The organism is Desulfovibrio sp. ZJ746, from assembly GCF_011039155.1.
Lineage (GTDB): Bacteria > Desulfobacterota > Desulfovibrionia > Desulfovibrionales > Desulfovibrionaceae > Desulfovibrio.
In genome coordinates this window covers 839,132-855,757 of the sequence record NZ_JAAKEK010000001.1, presented here as the reverse complement: position 1 = coordinate 855,757, position 16,626 = coordinate 839,132, and the positions used below count along the sequence as shown (strand labels likewise).

General features: G+C 65.2%; 18 protein-coding genes and 1 tRNA gene. 9 read left to right on the top strand and 10 right to left on the bottom strand.

Annotated elements, in window-relative coordinates; translation table 11 throughout:
- Nucleotides 1-99: 99 nt before the first annotated feature.
- Nucleotides 100-654 carry an HD domain-containing protein gene (locus G7Y54_RS03850; RefSeq protein WP_165077494.1) on the bottom strand — a complete coding sequence of 185 codons (555 nt, stop codon included), beginning with the start codon at nt 652-654 and terminating at the stop codon, nt 100-102.
- A 162-nt stretch (nt 655-816) separates the two neighbouring features.
- Between G7Y54_RS03850 and ricT the strand changes: the two genes are divergently transcribed.
- On the top strand, nt 817-1,947 hold the full coding sequence (gene ricT / locus G7Y54_RS03845) for a regulatory iron-sulfur-containing complex subunit RicT (RefSeq protein ID WP_165077492.1): 1,131 nt from the start codon (nt 817-819) through the stop codon (nt 1,945-1,947).
- A 10-nt stretch (nt 1,948-1,957) separates the two neighbouring features.
- Nucleotides 1,958-3,937, top strand: a complete 1,980-nt coding sequence (gene metG, locus G7Y54_RS03840; protein WP_165077490.1) for a methionine--tRNA ligase — start codon at nt 1,958-1,960, stop codon at nt 3,935-3,937.
- A gap of 52 nt (nt 3,938-3,989) precedes the next feature.
- On the opposite strand, the gene G7Y54_RS03835 is transcribed toward metG, so the two are convergent.
- Complete coding sequence (locus G7Y54_RS03835; RefSeq protein WP_165077488.1) at nt 3,990-4,196, bottom strand: hypothetical protein; 207 nt, start codon at nt 4,194-4,196, stop codon at nt 3,990-3,992.
- Nucleotides 4,197-4,280: 84 nt separating this feature from the next.
- Here G7Y54_RS03835 and G7Y54_RS03830 point away from each other — a divergent pair, with 84 nt between their 5' ends.
- Together G7Y54_RS03830 and G7Y54_RS03825 are read left to right on the top strand one after the other, a co-directional pair.
- A complete protein-coding gene (locus G7Y54_RS03830; RefSeq protein ID WP_165077486.1) occupies nt 4,281-5,078 on the top strand; it encodes an undecaprenyl-diphosphate phosphatase in 798 nt (265 codons plus the stop codon).
- A 91-nt stretch (nt 5,079-5,169) separates the two neighbouring features.
- Nucleotides 5,170-5,246, top strand: a tRNA-Met gene (locus tag G7Y54_RS03825).
- A 157-nt stretch (nt 5,247-5,403) separates the two neighbouring features.
- Here the strand turns inward: G7Y54_RS03825 and G7Y54_RS03820 are convergent.
- The 8 genes from G7Y54_RS03820 to G7Y54_RS03785 form a co-directional block, all read right to left on the bottom strand.
- Nucleotides 5,404-6,312 (bottom strand): carbohydrate kinase, encoded by a 909-nt coding sequence (locus tag G7Y54_RS03820; RefSeq protein ID WP_206214886.1) that lies wholly within the window; start codon nt 6,310-6,312, stop codon nt 5,404-5,406.
- A 16-nt stretch (nt 6,313-6,328) separates the two neighbouring features.
- Nucleotides 6,329-7,480, bottom strand: coding sequence for an MFS transporter (locus G7Y54_RS03815; RefSeq protein WP_165077484.1), 1,152 nt, complete (start codon nt 7,478-7,480; stop codon nt 6,329-6,331).
- Nucleotides 7,481-8,023: 543 nt separating this feature from the next.
- Nucleotides 8,024-9,178 (bottom strand): cysteine desulfurase NifS, encoded by a 1,155-nt coding sequence (nifS, locus tag G7Y54_RS03810; protein ID WP_165077481.1) that lies wholly within the window; start codon nt 9,176-9,178, stop codon nt 8,024-8,026.
- A 3-nt stretch (nt 9,179-9,181) separates the two neighbouring features.
- Nucleotides 9,182-10,018: a Fe-S cluster assembly protein NifU gene (gene nifU, locus G7Y54_RS03805; protein WP_165077479.1), complete on the bottom strand. Its 837-nt coding sequence runs from the start codon at nt 10,016-10,018 to the stop codon at nt 9,182-9,184.
- A complete protein-coding gene (locus G7Y54_RS03800; RefSeq protein WP_165077477.1) occupies nt 10,002-10,490 on the bottom strand; it encodes an Rrf2 family transcriptional regulator in 489 nt (162 codons plus the stop codon). The genes nifU and G7Y54_RS03800 overlap by 17 nt, the downstream gene beginning before the upstream one ends.
- 33 nt (nt 10,491-10,523) lie before the next feature.
- Entirely contained in the window at nt 10,524-11,462 is a 939-nt protein-coding gene (gene metA / locus G7Y54_RS03795; protein WP_165077475.1) for a homoserine O-succinyltransferase, read from the bottom strand.
- Nucleotides 11,463-11,586: 124 nt separating this feature from the next.
- The gene (locus G7Y54_RS03790; RefSeq protein ID WP_165077465.1) at nt 11,587-12,303 is read right to left on the bottom strand and encodes a ferredoxin; all 717 of its coding nucleotides are present in this window, start codon (nt 12,301-12,303) and stop codon (nt 11,587-11,589) included.
- Nucleotides 12,304-12,310: 7 nt separating this feature from the next.
- On the bottom strand, nt 12,311-12,985 hold the full coding sequence (locus tag G7Y54_RS03785) for an HAD family hydrolase (RefSeq protein ID WP_165077462.1): 675 nt from the start codon (nt 12,983-12,985) through the stop codon (nt 12,311-12,313).
- Nucleotides 12,986-13,150: 165 nt separating this feature from the next.
- Between G7Y54_RS03785 and G7Y54_RS03780 the strand changes: the two genes are divergently transcribed.
- From G7Y54_RS03780 to G7Y54_RS03760, 5 genes are read left to right on the top strand one after another with little or no spacing between them, the layout of a single operon-like run.
- Nucleotides 13,151-14,509, top strand: a complete 1,359-nt coding sequence (locus G7Y54_RS03780; protein ID WP_165077459.1) for a DUF4147 domain-containing protein — start codon at nt 13,151-13,153, stop codon at nt 14,507-14,509.
- 57 nt (nt 14,510-14,566) lie between these two features.
- Nucleotides 14,567-15,079, top strand: a complete 513-nt coding sequence (locus G7Y54_RS03775; RefSeq protein ID WP_165077456.1) for a hypothetical protein — start codon at nt 14,567-14,569, stop codon at nt 15,077-15,079.
- The gene (locus G7Y54_RS03770) at nt 15,076-15,381 is read left to right on the top strand and encodes a GIY-YIG nuclease family protein (protein WP_206214885.1); all 306 of its coding nucleotides are present in this window, start codon (nt 15,076-15,078) and stop codon (nt 15,379-15,381) included. Before G7Y54_RS03775 ends, G7Y54_RS03770 begins: the two co-directional genes overlap by 4 nt.
- Entirely contained in the window at nt 15,375-16,025 is a 651-nt protein-coding gene (locus G7Y54_RS03765) for a LysE family translocator (protein ID WP_165077450.1), read from the top strand. Before G7Y54_RS03770 ends, G7Y54_RS03765 begins: the two co-directional genes overlap by 7 nt.
- Before the next feature lie 58 nt (nt 16,026-16,083).
- Nucleotides 16,084-16,620 (top strand): DUF177 domain-containing protein, encoded by a 537-nt coding sequence (locus tag G7Y54_RS03760; protein ID WP_165077447.1) that lies wholly within the window; start codon nt 16,084-16,086, stop codon nt 16,618-16,620.
- Nucleotides 16,621-16,626: the final 6 nt, after the last annotated feature.

Genomic DNA, 16,626 nt, shown 5'->3' with positions numbered 1-16,626 from the left:
AAACTTTAAGGTTTAGTGCCCGGCGCCAGCAAGCGCCCATCCCTTGAGGAGTGTGCCAAACCGGGCGCAGCCCCTCGAGCGGCGCGGCCGGATAATCTCCTAGTCCGTCGCCCCTTCGGGCGCCTGCGCGGCCATGGCGGCAATGGCGAGCGCCAGGAAGGCGTCGAGCCCGAGGCCGGCATCGGCGCACTGCCGGATATTGTCCCGGTTGACCGAGGCGGCGAAGGCCTTGTCCTTCATCTTTTTCTTGATGCTCTTGGGCTCCATGCCCTCGAGGCCCGTGGGGCGCATGCGCGCCGCCGCGCTGATGAGGCCCGTGACGGTCTCGCCGCAGCGCAGGGCGTAGTCGAGGCGGCTTGCGGGCGCGCAGCCCGTCATTTCGCCATTATGGGCGCGGATGGCGGCAAGGCACGGCTCCGGGAGCTTGCCGGCCAGCAGCTCGGCGCCGTCAAGGCCGTGCCGCTCCGGCTGCCCGGCCGTCGCGGGATAATCCACATCGTGGAGCAGGCCGGTGATGCCCCACAGCTCTTCGTCCTCGCCGAAATGGCGCGCCAGCGCGCGGAGCACCGCTTCCGAGGCGAGCGAATGCTGGAGCAGGGCCGGGCTGAGCCCCTGCTGCGCCAAAAGTTCCAGAGCTTCACTTCTTTGGATCATGCTGCCCTCGCTTGAATGGGGCAGTTTACGGCACCGCCCCGCCGTTGACAAGTGTGGCGCAGGCCCCGGTGTTGACAGGCGGCGCATTATGGCCGAAACATAGCCATCCATCGGCGTCCCGTGGGCTGCCGGCACCCGCAACTGCTCTAGCCACGTCCTGACATGTCCATATTCGGTATCCGCTACCACGCGCTCGGCCAGACGGAGTACTATTCCGCGCCGGATGACTGCAAGCCCGGCGACAAGGTGCTTGTCGAGGCCGACCAGGGCTCGGCCCTCGGTGAGGTCGTCTCCGGGCCCATCGCGTCCCTGCCCGGTTCCTCCGAGGCGGACCTGCCCGTCATCCTGCGCATGGCCAATGCCGAGGACAAGGAAACCGGCCGCCGCAACGAGGCCCTCGCCCGGGAGGCCATGCGCTTTTGCAAGGAGCGTATCCGCGAGCGCCGTCTGGACATGAAGCTCGTGGATGTGGAGATTTTTTTCGACCGCAGCAAGTTCATCTTCTACTTCACAGCGCCGGTGCGCATCGACTTCCGCGAGCTCGTCAAGGACCTCGTGCGTGAATACCGGGCGCGCATCGAGCTTCGGCAGATCGGCGTGCGCCACGAGACGCAGATGCTCGGCGCCGTGGGCAATTGCGGCATGGTCTGCTGCTGCCGGCGCTACCTGCGCAAGTTCGCGCCCGTGACCATCCGCATGGCCAAGGAGCAAAACCTGTTCCTCAACCCCGCCAAGATTTCCGGCATCTGCGGACGGCTCCTCTGCTGCCTCTCCTACGAGCAGGAGAATTATGAGCGCTTCCACCGCAATTCTCCGCGCCCGGGCAAGAAGTACCTCACCTCGCGGGGCCTGCTCAAGGTTTTGCGGGCCAATATGTTCCGCAATTCGCTCTCCGTGCTCACCGAAGAGAACGAAGAAGTTGAACTGACACTTGAAGAATGGCAGGAGCTCGACCCGCGGCGCCCCGACGTTGGGCCTGCGCCGGCCCCGGAGCCCCGGCGGCAGGGCGAAAGGCCGGGGCGTGAGAGCCCGCAACTGGCCCGGGGAACGGACCCTGGATCGGAACGCGCTCCCGCAGAGGATGCGGCGGACGCCGCAGGCCCGCCGCGGCAAGAGGTGGCCAAGGCGCCGGACACCATTGCCCATGAGCATCCCTCGCAACGGCGCGCCCGCAGGCACCACCCCGCGCATCCCGCCGATGGCGGGCGCCCGCATGGCGCGGGAAAGGGCCCCCACGGGCGAAAAGACCTCCGGCCCGGTGTGTCTGGCCGCGAACCGGCCAGCAAAGCATGATGGAGCCCACGTGAAGACCTTCTACATCACCACGCCCATTTATTATGTCAACGCCAATCCCCATCTCGGGCATGCGTATACGACCATAGTGGCGGACGCCATGGCGCGTTTCCACCGTTGCCTCGGCGAGGATACGCTCTTCCTCACCGGCACGGACGAGCATGGCGACAAGATCGTGCAGGCCGCGGAAAAGCGCGGCCTGACGCCGCGGCAGTTCGTGGACGAGATCAGCGGCCGCTTCCGCGCGCTCTGGCCGCGCCTTGGCATTGACAATGACCGCTTTGTGCGCACCACGGACGAGCAGCACAAGGCAGCCGTGCAGGACTTTTTGCAAAAGGTCTATGACGCGGGCGACATCTATTTTGGTGAGTTCGGGGGGCATTACTGCTACGGCTGCGAGCGCTTCTATACGGAAAAGGAGCTGGAAAACGGCCTCTGCCCGCAGCACCTCACCAAGCCGGAATTCATCAGCGAAAAGAACTATTTTTTCCGCATGTCCAAGTACCTGCCCTGGCTGCGGGAATATATCCTCGCCAACCCGGACTTCATCCGGCCCGAGCGCTACCGCGGCGAAGTGCTCGCCATGCTCGAGTCCGGCGCGCTGGAGGACCTCTGCATCTCGCGCCCCAAGACGCGCCTCACCTGGGGCATTGAGCTGCCCTTTGACCACGACTATGTCTGCTATGTCTGGTTCGACGCGCTCATCAACTACATCAGCGCCCTCGGCTGGCCCGGCGGGGCGGAGTATGCCCGTTACTGGCCCGGGGAGCATCTCGTGGCCAAGGACATCCTGAAGCCGCACGCCGTTTTCTGGCCCACCATGCTCAAGGCAGCCGGGCTGCCGCTTTACCGGCACCTCAATGTGCATGGCTATTGGCTCGTGCGCGACACCAAGATGTCGAAATCGCTCGGTAATGTGGTGGACCCGCTCGACATGGGCGAGCGCTACGGGCTCGACGCCTTCAGATATTTTCTCCTGCGCGAGATGCATTTCGGCTCTGACGCCAGCTTCAGTGAGGAGGCGCTGGTGGGGCGCATCAATGCGGATCTCGCCAATGACCTCGGCAACCTCTTCAGCCGTGTCCTTTCCATGACCGCCAAGTACTGCCAAAGCCGCATCCCCGCGGGCACCGTGCATACCGACGCGGACCGCGCCATCGAGGAGCTCTGCGCCTCGGCCATGGAAAATTATCTCCAGCTCTTCCGCAACGTGCGCTTCGCGCAGGCCCTTGAAGCCCTGTGGGAGCTGGTGCGCGCGCTCAACAAGTATGTGGACAGCCAGGCGCCGTGGACCCTCGCCAAGGAAGGGCAGAGGGAGCGGCTTTCGAGCGTGCTCCATATCCTGCTCGCCTGCATGCGCAAGGTGGCGCTCTGCCTCTGGCCCGTCATGCCCAAGGCCGCGGGCGCCATGCTCGGGCAGCTGGGCGAGGAAGTTCCCGAGGGCACGCCGCCCACGCGGGATCTCGCGGCGGAAACGGCCAGCCTCTCAGGGCTGAGGGTGGGCGCCAAAGCTGCGCCGGCGTCCAACCTTTTCCCACGGATAGACAGTGCTGCCCTTGCGGACGGGCAGGCAGCCAAGAAGGCAGGATTGCAGGAGAAAGCGAAAAAAGTTCAAGTAAATGATGAAAAAAAGAAGGCGGCGGTCGCAGCAGAGGGCGCATTGCCTGAAATCAGCTTCGACACCTTCAAGAGCCTCGAGCTGCGTGTGGGGACGGTGGTCAGCGCCGAGCGGCACCCCCAGGCGGACAGGCTCCTGAGCCTGCTCATCGATTTTGGCGAAGGCGAGCCGCGCCAGATACTCTCCGGCATTGCGGAACATTATGCGCCGGAAGCGCTTATCGGGCGTCAGGTATGCGCGGTTCTCAACCTTGCGCCGCGAAAGATTCGCGGCCTCATGTCCTGCGGCATGGTGCTGACAGCGGGCGAGGGCGACTGCTGCCGCCTCTTGACGCCTTGCGAGGCCGTTCCGGCCGGGAGTCCCATCGCCTAGAGCAGCCACCCCTGTCAGGAGGGACCGGGGCCTTGTCCTGCGATGTGGGCTGCTACGCGCGATCGTCCGGCCCGGCGCCGCAGGAAGCCGCGCGGAAGATGCGTGCCAGGTCGAGCGCTTCCGCCGGGGAGAGGTTGAAGCGCATGCCTGCCTCGTCCAGCAAGACTTCCACCTGTTTTTGCGGGCAGCGGTTCCGCTCCTCATCCAGATAGACGAGGGCGCGGCGCACCAGTTCACTGTGATGGATGATGGTCGGCATGGCAGCCCCTTTTTGTAAACCATAGGCGCGTGCCATGCGGCTGGCAAGGCATACGCCGGATTCGCCCCTCGAGGCCGGGATGTTATGGACGATCTGCTGACCTCACTCATCTTGAGCATTGTGGAAGGGCTCACCGAGTTTCTTCCCGTCTCCTCCTCGGGGCACCTCATCCTCGTGGGCGACCTGCTTCATTTCACGGGAGAAAAGGCGGCGACGTTCGAGGTGGTCATCCAGCTCGGCGCCATCATGGCCGTGGTCGTCCTCTACTGGAAGCGCTTTGTGGGCCTCGTGCGGCCGCAACCCTATGTGCGCTTCGCCGGGCCGCGCGGCCTGTGGCTGCTTTTTCTCACCTCGCTTCCCGCCTGCGTGGCCGGCCTCCTGCTCCATTCCTTCATCAAGCATTACCTGTTCCGGCCGTCAACCGTGCTTGCGGCCCTTGTGGTGGGCGCCCTCTGCATGATCCTTGTGGAACGGCGCCATGAAAGGCCCACCTGCGTGAGCCTGGACGAGCTCACTCCGCGCATGGCGCTCGGCATCGGCTGCTTTCAGTGCCTCGCCCTGTGGCCCGGCTTTTCGCGCTCGGCGGCGACCATCATGGGCGGCATGATCCTGGGCGCCCGGCGCGCGCTGGCGGCGGAGTATTCCTTCATCGCCGCCGTGCCCATCATGATGGCGGCGACAGGCTATGACCTGCTCAAGAACTTTTCCCTGTTCACGACGGCGGATATCCCCTTTTTCGCCGTGGGCATGGTGGGCGCCTTTGTGTCCGCGCTCCTCGCGGTCAAGGCATTCGTGGCCCTGGTGGGCAAGATGACCCTCGTGCCGTTCGCCATCTACCGGCTGGCACTGGCGCCCTTCGTATATTACTTCATGGTCCGCTGACCACGGCGCCCCGGCCGCGCGCAACTCACAAAAATCGCTTGCCAAGGGCGCCTAACTCGCGTAGAGAATGCGTTGCGTATTGAGCGCTCGTGGCAAGGTAGCTCAGTTGGTCAGAGCATGCGGTTCATACCCGCAGTGTCGGGGGTTCAAATCCCTCCCTTGCTACCAATATGTTGTCAAGGAAGTCCAAGGTTGTCGCAAAGGCCTTGGACTTCTTGATTTTTTGCATAAAAAAGCTCCTGTCACCAGGAGCTTTTTTTGTGTGAACAGACGGAACCGGGCCGTCAGCGGCTTCCGTGTCCTTTCCCCGAAGCGCCCTCCCAGTTCAGGGGAGTATGGAGACCTGCTCCTTCAGGCTTTCGGGATATTCCGGCATGGCGCCATGCTGGGTGCAGACAAAGGCCGAGTAATATACCGCATTGTGGTGTGCCCGGGTGACAGGGCAGCCTTTGAGCAGGCTCGAGACAAAGACGGCGGAAAAGGAATCACCGGCGCCGATGGTGTCCGCGACCTGCACGTTTGGCGTCGGCAGGAAGGACACGTGGCCCGGGGTGAAGACATAACTGCCATTGACGCCGCAGGTGAGCACCAGCACCTTGAGATTATAGCGCCCCAGCAAAAGCCAGCATTTATCTTTCAAGTCAATACCGGGATAGCCGAACATGCGGCTCACGGCGATCAGCTCCTCATCATTGATTTTGAGGATGTTGCAGCGCTCCATGGAACTTTCAAGGCATTCCGGCGTGTAAAAATTCTGGCGCAGGTTCACATCGAAGACGATGAAGCGGTCAGTATCCTGTGGCATGGCGTCCAGAAAGGCGTCGATGGTATTGCGGGTCACGACGCTCCGCTGCGCCAGTGAGCCGAAGCTGACCGCGCGGGTCTTGCGGGCGAGCTCCTCAATACGGGGAGTGAAAGGCAGGTTGTCCCAGGCCACGCCCGACTTGATATCATAGGTGGGCACACCCGTCGGTGACAGCTCCACCTGCACGGTGCCGGTGGGATAGGGGACCATCTCCATGATATAGTTGACCTTCTTTTCACTCAGCTGCTCGGCGACCTCCTCGCCAAGCTTGTCCTCGCCGATGGCGCTGACAGCCCAGGAATCCAGGCCGCAACGGGCGCAGTGGTAGGCGAAATTGGCAGGCGCGCCGCCAAGTTTCTTGCCGTCAGGAAGGATATCCCACAGGGCTTCGCCGATCCCCACCACGATGTCATCATTGCCCATCTGCATGACAGTATCTCCCTTTTTATACGTTTTGTGAGCGGATCACCATCGTATAACACAGCAGATACACGGCGCCGGCGGCCATAACGAGGATGGCCCCGGTCTGGCTCGCCAGCATGTCGCTTGCGAATCCCATGGCCAGCGGGAAAAGCGTGCCGCCAAAAAGTCCCATGATCATGAGGCCCGAGACCTCGTTGGCCTCGTCAGGAAGGCGCAGGAGCGTCTGGGCAAGAATGATGGAGAAGATGTTGCTGTTGCCGAAGCCGATCATGCCGATGCAGATATAGATGGCCATGCGGCCATCCACAAAAAAGAGCCCGATGAGGCCCAGTGCGAGCAGCGCCGCGCTGATAAGGAAGAAGAGCCGGGCCGCCATTTTTTGCAGGGCCCCGGCGCCCACCAGGCAGCCGAGTGTCCTGAAGATGAAATAGACGCTTGTGGCGATGCCGGCTTCCTCCAGGGCGAGCCCGCAGCGCTCCATCAGGATGCGGGGCGCTGTGGTGTTGGTGCCCACGTCAATGCCCACATGGCACATGATACCGATGAAAGAGAGAAAGACCAGCCCCTTGCCGAGCAGGACCAGGCACTCGTGAAAGCCGGAAACCTTGTCTGCCTTTTCCTCCGCAATGGGCGTTGCCCCGAGCCAAAGCATGGCAAGGAGCGAAACACAGGCATAAATCAGGAACAGGGCCCGCCAGCCCAGGCCAAAAGAAGGAATAACGGCAGTCGCGCCCCACATGGCAAGGATGGGCGCCATGAAAGAGGCAATTGCCTTGATGAACTGGCCGAAGGTGAGCGCGCTCGGCAACTTCTTGGGATTGACGATATTGCTGACCAGGGGGTTGAGCGAAGTCTGCATGAAGGCATTGCCAATGCCCAGCAGGGAGAACGCCGCCAGCATGACAGCGAAGGAATTGCCAAAAAGGGGGATGAGCAGGGAAACCAGGGTGATCACCAGGCTCACCAGCACGGTGCGCCGCCGCCCGATGCGGTTCATGAGCATGCTGACAGGAACGGAAAAAATGAGGAACCAGAAAAACACGAGGGAAGGAAACATGTTTGCCTGTGAATCAGGCAATGCCAGATCCTTTTGCACATAGTTTGAAGCGATCCCCACCAAGTCCACAAAGCCCATGGCGAAAAAACAGAGCAGAACGGGAAGAAACTGCTTCATCGGGGTCGCACGCGTGGGTTCAAGTCCCATAGGGTTCCCTCCTGTATGGCTGTGGTTCAGTCCGCGTATGCCCGCATAGGCCTCATATCCTGAATTGAACCGCGGCTGCCGGGTGGGCAGCTCACGGAAGATCTCGGGGAAACACTTTTAACCAGCAGGAAAAGCAGAAATAAAACGCCGCACCTGCCAAGGGACATCCTCAGTCCTGTTTAGCGTTCCAGATTAAAAAATGCCTGTCAAATGTTTTTGGTGAAAATTTGCTTGCAGGGGCTTCCTCCCGAGGGAGGGGCCGGGGCACCGGCTCCAAGGTTCCGCCTTGCAAACAGGAAAAATCACGAGGCGCGGGTTTAGCGGAATATGTTGAAACGAGAAGCTTTTATTTGCAGGTTTTGGTGGCCTCGCCGGCGGCGAAGCTGGGGCATGACGCATTCCCGGTGATATTTTCCTCTGGAAAGCTCCTCACAGTGACGAACTGTCGTGCACAGGAAAAGCCCCGGCCTGCATGGGCAAACCGGGGCTTTTTTATGCGAGTTTCGCGGCCGTCTAGCCCTTGAAGGGCGAAATGGCCCGCAGGGTCTCGATGACGCCGGGGAACTTGTCGAGCACGTAGTCGATTTGTTCCGCCGTATTGTAGCGGGAGAGGGAGAGACGGATGGAGCCGTGCGCGTAGTTGAAGGGCACGCCCATGGCGCGGAGCACATGCGAGGGCTCGAGGCTGCCGGAGGTGCAGGCCGACCCGGAGCTCGCGGCGATGCCCAGGCGGTCGAGCATGAGCAGGATGGCCTCGCCCTCCACGTTCTTGAACGAGATGTTGCTGGTGTTGGGCAGCCGGTGCTCGATGTCGCCGTTGACGCGGCTTTCCGGGATGCGTTCCAGGAGGCCGTATTCCAGCTTGTCGCGCAGGCGCGCCACGTCCACGCGCTCCGCCTGCATGAATTCCGCGCAGAGTTGCGCGGCCACGCCGAGGCCCACGATATAGGGCACGTTTTCCGTGCCCGCGCGCCGGCCGCGCTCCTGGTGGCCGCCGCGCAGCAGCGGGCGAAAGCGCACGCCCTTGCGCACATAGAGCGCGCCGATGCCCTTGGGCGCGTTGATCTTGTGCCCCGAGAGGGAGAGCATGTCCACCGGCAGGTGCTTGAGGTCGATGGGGATCTTGCCCACGGCCTGCACCGCGTCCGTGTGGAACAGGATGCCGCGGTCGCGGGCGATTTCGGCGAGCTGCTGGATGGGATAGATGTTGCCGACCTCGTTGTTGGCGAACATGATGGACACGATGGCCGTGTCGTCGCCGAGGGTGGCGGCGTATTCCTCAAGGTCGAGGCGCCCCTTGTTGTCCACGCCGAGCATGGTCACGCGGTAGCCCTGGGTCTCCCAGTAGCGGCACACGCTGAGCACCGCCGGGTGCTCCACGCGGGTGGTGACGATGTGCCGCCGCTCGGGGCGGCTCTGCAGCGCCGACCAGATGGCCGCGTTGTCGCCCTCGGAGCCGGAGGCCGTGAAGATGATCTCGTCCGGGTCGGCCCCGAGCAGGGCGGCCAGCTGCTCGCGCGCCGTGTCCACGGCTTCGGCCACCTGGCCGCCGAAGCTGTGCATGCTCGAGGGATTGCCGTAGAGGTCGCCCAGATAGGGCAGCATGGCCTCCAGCACCTGCGGGGCCACGGCTGTGGTGGCGTTGTTGTCCAGATAGACGACTTCCATGGATTAGGCCTCCTCCACCACGATGTCGGGTTCCACATGCTCGCGCAGCAGCCGCTGCACCAGGTTGGCGATGGTCACGTTGCTCGAGCGGCACTGCGAGCAGCGCCCCTGCAGGGACACGACCACGCGCTTTCCGTCCACGTCGATGAGCTCGATGTCCCCGCCGTCGGCCGCGAGCTGGGGCCGGATCTCCTCGTCGATGACCTTGAGCACCTGCTGCATGCGCTGCACATTGGTGAGCTTCGGCCGGGGCTTGAGCTCCTGCACGGGCTTCTGCTTGAGCTCGGCCGCGAGGATCTCGGCGATCTCGTCCAGGCATTCGCCGCAGGCGCCGCCGGCCTTGGTGTAGGCCGTGACTTCCTCAACGGTCTTGAGATTGTTTTCGCGGATGGCGCGGATGATCTGGGCGTCCGTCACGCCGAAGCACTTGCAGACGAGCTTGCCCTCCTCATGGGCATGCGGCACGGCGGGCTCGCCCTTCCACTGGCGGATGGCGGCTTCCAGCGCCTCCTGCCCCATGACGGAGCAGTGCATCTTCTGCTTCGGCAGGCCGCCCAGCGCGTTGGCGATATCCTTGTTGGTGAGCTTCAGGGCCTCGTCGACGGTCATGCCCTTGATCATGTCCGTCAGGACGGAGCTTGAGGCGATGGCGCTCGCGCAGCCGAAGGTCTCGAAGCCCGCGTCCTCGATGACGCCCTTGTCGTTGATCTTGAGGTAGAGCTTGAGCGCATCGCCGCAGGCAAGGCTGCCCACTTCGCCGATGGCGTTGGCGTCGGCAAGCGGGCCCGCGTTGTGCGGGTGCAGGAAGTGGTCATGGACGGCTTCAGTGTAATTCCACATAGGTTCCTCCTGAAAGGGCGCCGCCCTTGGCCGCTTCTTCAGGTGCGGCGCCGGCGCCCGGGGTAGTTTTGCACTGTTCGCTCATTTCCTGCAAGGTACAGGAGCGTAAAAATTCGCGCATGTGCCGGTCCAGCGCCTGCCAGAAGGCCCGCGTGGAGCACTGGCCCTCATGGGTGCAGGGCTTGTTGGTGGTGAGGCAGCGCACGGGCGCGATCTCGCCTTCGAGATGCAGGAAAACGTCTTCCATATTGATGTCCGCCGCGGGCTTGGCGAGGGCATAGCCGCCGCCAGTGCCGCGCACGGCCTTGAGGATGCCCAGCGGCTTGAGCGCCCGGACGATCTGCTCCAGATAGCCGGACGAAATGCGCTCCTCCCGCGCCACCTGCCCGAGCTGGAGCAGGCTCCCCGGCGGCTGGGCGGCGAGGCGCAAAAGAAAGCGCAGGCCATAGCGGGTTCTGGTTGAAAAGCGCATGAAAAGGGGCTCTCCTTTGGCTGCTGCCCGGCCTCAGGCCTCGGGGCCGCCCTGCGGGGCCAGCGTGCTCAGGCTGAAGGGCGTTTCCTGGTACACATAGTAGTTGAGCCAGTTGCTGTAAAAGAGGTGCGCGTGCGCCCGCCAGGTCATGTAGGGCATCACGTCCGGGTCGTCGCCGGGATAGTAGTGGCGCGGGATGGACGGGGCGTCGCCCTTGGCGAGGTCGCGCCGGTATTCGGCGTCGAGGGTGCCGCGGTCATACTCGAGATGGCCGGTCATGAAGACCTGGCGCTGGTCGCGGCTTTCCGCCACGGCGAGGCCCGCCTCGCCGGATTCCGCCAGCACGCGCAGCTCGGGGTGCTTGAGCACATCCTCGGTGCGCACTTCCGTGTGGCGGGAGTGCGGGGCCAGAAATTCATCGTCAAAGCCCCGGAAGAGCCGGCACTCGGGCTTGAGCACCTCATGACAGAAGATGCCCGAGACCTTTTCGGGCAGCACATACTTGGGCACCCTGTAAAAATGGTGCAGCGCCGCCTGCGCCGCCCAGCAGAGATAGAGCGTGGAATACACGCGCTCGCAGGCGAAGCTCATGATCTCCACAAGCTCGTCCCAGTAGTCGACCTCTTCAAAGGGCAGGTGCTCCACTGGCGCGCCGGTGATGATCATGCCGTCGAAACTCCTGTGGCGGATCTCGGCAAAGGTTTTGTAGAAGCGCTCCAGGTGCTGCACGGGCGTATTGCGGGATTCGTGCGCCGCCGTGCGCAACAGGGTGATGTTGACCTGGATGGGAGAATTGCCCAAGAGACGTAAAAGCTGCGTCTCCGTGGCTATCTTGGTGGGCATGAGGTTGACGATGGCGATCTCCAGCGGGCGGATGTCCTGCTGGTTCGCGCGCTCGTCCGTCATGACGAAGATGTTTTCGCTCGCAAGGGCCGCGCGGGCGGGAAGGTCTGCGGGGATCTTGATGGGCATCGCATTCTCCCGGGAAGTGCCGGGGCTGCGCCTGCCGGCCGCTGAAAACATAGCACTTTGCTAGGATTTGTCAATGCGGCCGCCCCGGGGATGGGGGCGCCCGGCGTGAGGGCGGGGCGAAAGCTCAGGGCAGCTCGACCGTATACACCTTGAGCGGCACCTTGCTTCCCGTGACGGCGAGGGCCTGTTCCGCGAGGCGGTCGAGCGCGCAGCAGGGCACGCTCATGCGCAGCACGGTGATGGCTGAAGGCGCGCCTTCCTTGAGGATGCCCTCGAGCCGCTGGAGGAGGGAGTTGTGGTCTTCCAGCTTGGGGCAGGCGAGCAGGGGGATGTGGCCGATGAGCCAATGGGCGTGCAGCTCCGGCAGGGAGAGGGCGGCGCAGTCGGCCGTGAGCAGGAGGCGCGCACCGCGCAGGAAAGAGGCCGACGGCGGCACGAGGGCCAGCTTGACCGGCCATGCGGGGAGGCGCGCGATGACCGTGCCAGCCTCGGGCGAGCGTGCCGGGGCGGCCTGCGCGCCACCGAGGGGCGCCAGGGGCTTGAGTGCGCGCGCGGCGCTCCCGGGGCAGGCGCCGCCCGGGGCACAGCTCTTGCCGGCCCCTTCCCGCTTTTCCTTGGCGGCAAGGGCGGCCGCCTCGTCAAAGGGCGCGGCCTCGCGCATGGTGAGGGTGAGGGCGCCCTGCGGGCAGTTGAGGCAGGCGCCGAGGCCGTCGCAGTAGACATCGCTGATGAGGCGCGCCTTGCCGTCCACAATGGCGAGGGCGCCCTCGGCGCAGTCGAGGATGCACTTGCCACAGCCGTTGCACTTTTCTTCATCGATCTCAATGATGGGCCGAAGCATGATTACCTCACTTTTCCGCAATGGGAGAACAAAGAAGTTCGGGAAGTTCCGCCGGCTGCGCGGCCAGCAGGCGCGCGCCTGCCCGCACGAGCTCGTCCGGCCCGCGAAAGCCCCAGGCCGCGCCTACGGGCAGCATGCCGCTATTGCGCGCCGTGTGCATGTCCACGTCGCTGTCGCCCACATAGGCGCAACGCGCAGGCTCAAGGCCAAGCCTGGCGAGCATGGCGCGCGCCGCCTGCGGCTCCGGCTTGAGGGGGTAGTCGCCCCGCGCGCCGCGGATGAGCGCGAAGGGGATATCCGGGAAAAAGTGGCGGATGATTTCCACCGTCCAGGCATCGGGCTTGTTGGAGAGCACGGCGAGCGTGAGACCACGCTCTGCCAGTACGGCGAGGGCTTCGCTCATGCCCGCATAGGGCACCGTATGGTCGAAGAGGTGGGCCGCATACTGGTCGCGGGCCTCGGCGGTGAGGGCTTCGAGCCCTTCCGCTGAGAGGCCGGCAAATATACCGGGCGGCAACGCGCGCTCCACCGTGCGCGTGAAGCCGTTGCCCACCATGGTGGCGTAGGCGGGGAGGGGATGTTCTGGAAAGCCGTGGGCCGCGAGCATCCTGTTGCAGGCGCTCCCGATATCGTCAAGGGTGTTCAAGAGCGTTCCGTCAAGGTCAAAAAAGGCGGCGTCCATGCGGGCTCCTGTGAACGTGTCGCGGATGTGGCTCGGGCGAGGATAGTCCATGGCGGCGGAAAATCCAAGCCTCCGGGGCCGGCGGGGGTGCCCGCGGAAGTTCCATGACAAGCGGGGCCGTCTCTGGTATGTGGAAAGGAGCAAGACTCAGGCAAAGGAGCGCCCATGGCAGACACGCAGAAGAAGCAGCGGGAGCAACTTACGGAAATTTTTGCGGCGGCCTTGGCAGCGGTGGCCCCGGATGCGGCGGTGACGCGGCATGTGCGCCTCACCGACGGCGGCAAGAGGCTCGAGGCCGCGGGCCGCAGCTGGGATCTCACCCATGGCCGCGTGCGCGTGGTGGGCGCCGGCAAGGGCGCGGCCCCCATGGCGCAGGCGCTGGAAAAGCTTCTGGGGGCCCACATCGCCGAGGGCTTCGTGGTCGTCAAGTACGGCCACCATCTGCCGCTCGCGCATATCACCATCGACCAGGCGGCGCACCCGGTGCCGGATGCGGCGGGCGTGGTGGCGGCGGCGCATATCCTTGACATCGCCCGCGACTGCGCCCCCGGGGACCTGCTCATCTGCCTTCTCACCGGGGGCGCCAGCGCGCTCACCCCGGCGCCGGCCCCGGGCCTCAGCCTCGCCGACCTGCAGGAGACCACCTCCCTGCTGCTCCAGTGCGGCGCGACCATCCAGGAAGTCAATGCCGTCCGCAAGCACCTCTCCCTCCTCGGGGGCGGCCAGCTCGCCGCGGCCGCCAACGGGGCCGACGTGCTCGCCATCATCGTTTCCGACGTGGTGGGCGACGCGCTGGATGTCATCGCTTCGGGCCCCACCTCGCCTGATCCGAGCACTTTTGGCGAATGCCTGGAAATTTTGGAGCGCTTCCAGATCCTCTCCAGGGTGCCCGCGCCGGCGCGCGAGCGCCTGGAGGCCGGGGCAGCGGGCCGCATCCCCGAAACGCCCAAGCCCGGCGACCCGCTCTTCGGGCATGTCTGCAATGTGCTCGCCGCCACCAACCGCCAGGCGCTGGAGGCCGCTTGCGCCAAGGCGGAGGCCCTGGGGCTCGCGGCGCGCATCCTGACGGACAGCCTCACCGGCGAGGCGCGCGAGGTCGCCGCCGGGCTCGTGGCCGAGGCCCGGCGCGCGGCGGCCGGCCTCAAGCCCGGCGACCGCGGCCTTTGCCTGCTGGCCGGCGGCGAGACCACGGTGACGCTCACGGGCGAGGGCCTCGGCGGCCGCAACCAGGAGATGGCCCTCGCCGCGGCTCTGGAGCTCGCGGGCAGCCCCGGCATCAGCGGCATATTTGCGGGCACGGACGGCACGGACGGCCCCACGGATGCCGCTGGCGGCTTTGCCGACGGCGAAAGCGTGGCCCGCATGGGCGGCCGCGAGGCGGCGCTCGCCTTTTTGGAGAGGAACGACAGCAACGCGGCGCTCCTTGCGGGCGGGGACCTCCTGATTACCGGGCCCACGCGCACCAATGTGATGGATCTCGCCGCGCTGCTCGTGGAGGCGCCCGGCGCGGGAGCTTCGGCATGAGGGCGGCGCAACGGCACCCCATTGCTGGCCAGCAAAGTGCACACGCGGAGGAATGGCATGGCCCCCAATCATGACGAAAATGGCGCCCAGGGCAGCCTGCCGCCGGGCAGGCGCCTGGATGAAGGCCGCGTCTTCGATGCCGAGGTAGTCGGCGCCGATGAAGGAGAGCGCACGGCCGGACGCGCGCAGTCTGGCGCCGGCCAAGGGGGCTCCGGCGGCGATCCCTGGCGCCACGGCTCCGCATCCGGGGCGCGCTTCTACCGCATGGGCGGCACGTTCGGCAATGGCGCGGGTTTTGGCCGCGTCTGGACGGCCACGGGGGCGGACGGCGCTGGCTGCCTCGCGCCCTGCGTCACCTTCGCGCTCTTTTTTGTCTGCGTGTCGCAGTTCGGGCTGCTGGCGGGCATCGGCTTCGTCGTGTTCCATCTCGCCGGCAGCATCGCGGGCACCATCCGCTCCATGCGCAGGCTCGTGGAGGGGCGGCCGCCCAATCCCTGGGCGTGGCGGCTCGGCAACTGGTTCGTTTCGTTCATGCTCACCGCATGGCTGGCGGGCGGGTTCAACGGATGAAGGCTTCCGCAACGCTTAAAGGCGCGCCCTGGTATGTCTACCTGCTGGAGTGCCGCGACGGTACGCTCTATTGCGGCATCACCTGTGACCTTGCACGCCGCGTGGCGCAGCACAACGGGCTCCTGCCGGGCGGGGCGCGCTATACCCGCGGGAGGCGCCCGGTTCGCCTGGCCGCGAGCCTCGCCTGCGTGGACAGGCCCACGGCGCTCAGGCTGGAGCGGGCCGTCAAGGCGCGCCCGCGCGCGGAAAAGCGCCTTTTCTTTTGCGTTGGAAGCGCCGGCGCGGGGCATGCGCCATGCTGAGCCCGGAGGTGGCGGGCGCCTTTTTTGCGGCGGCGCTGGTGCTTTCCATCGCGCCCGGGCCCGATAATATCTTCGTGCTCACGCAGTCGGCGCTCTACGGCGCGGCGGCGGGCATGGTCACGACGCTGGGCCTCGCGACCGGCCTCTGCTTCCACACCACGGCCGTCGCCTTGGGCGTGGCCGTGATTTTCCGCAGTTCGCCGACCGCGTTCTGGGTGCTCAAGATCCTGGGCGCCTGCTACCTGCTCTATCTCGCGTGGCTCGCCTTCCGCTCCGGCGCGGCCCTCGCGCGCGTGCCCGAGGGCGCGGACGATGCGGGCGGCGCGGCGTCCTTTCCCGGCTATGGCGCGCTCTACCGGCGCGGCATCCTCATGAACGTGACCAACCCCAAGGTCTGCCTCTTCTTTCTGGCTTTTTTGCCCCAATTCTGCGAACCTGAGCGCGGCAGCATCCCGCTGCAGGTGGTGCTGCTCGGGGCGCTCTTCATCCTGGCGACGCTATTGGTCTTTTTTTCCGTGGCGCTCCTGGGGGGCAGGCTCGCGCGGCGTTTCAACGCCTCGCGCCGCGGGCAGATACTCATCAACCGGCTGGCCGGCCTCGTTTTCCTTGGGCTCGCCGTGGCCCTGCTCGCCACCGGCCAGTGAACGGCTACTGCTGAACCAAAATGAGGGCGCCCGACGCGCCCCATACAACGAGGGAACCATGCGCAAATACCTTGTTTCCATCAACGACCTCCCGCCCGACGGCAAGGAATTCACCCTGGACGACCAGGAGATATGGCTCGCGCCGCTGCACGAATTCCACATGGAGTGCCGCATCGAGAAGCCGCTTGTGGCCCGGCTCACCGTGATGCCCGCCGAGGAAGGCTGCCTTGTGCGCGGCAGCCTCACCGGGGAGGTGGTGCTGCCGTGCAACCGCTGCGCCGAGGACGCCGGGGTGACCATCGACACCCGCTTCGACGAATTCGAGGACATCCCCCCGGAGGAAAGGGCCCCCGGCGCCGCCCCGGACGACGCGAGCCACGTGGTCTATGACCGGCACGCTCCCATGCTCGACCTCGCCGCCGTCTGCTGGGAGCAGTTCATGCTTTCGCTGCCCGTGGCGCCCCTCTGCAAGGAGGAATGCAAGGGCCTGTGCCCGGTGTGCGGCGCCAACCTCAACGAGGGGGAATGCGGCTGTGAGCGCGGCCTCGACGACCCGCGCATGGCGCCTCTGCGCGACCTGGCGCGCCGGCAATAACGGCGG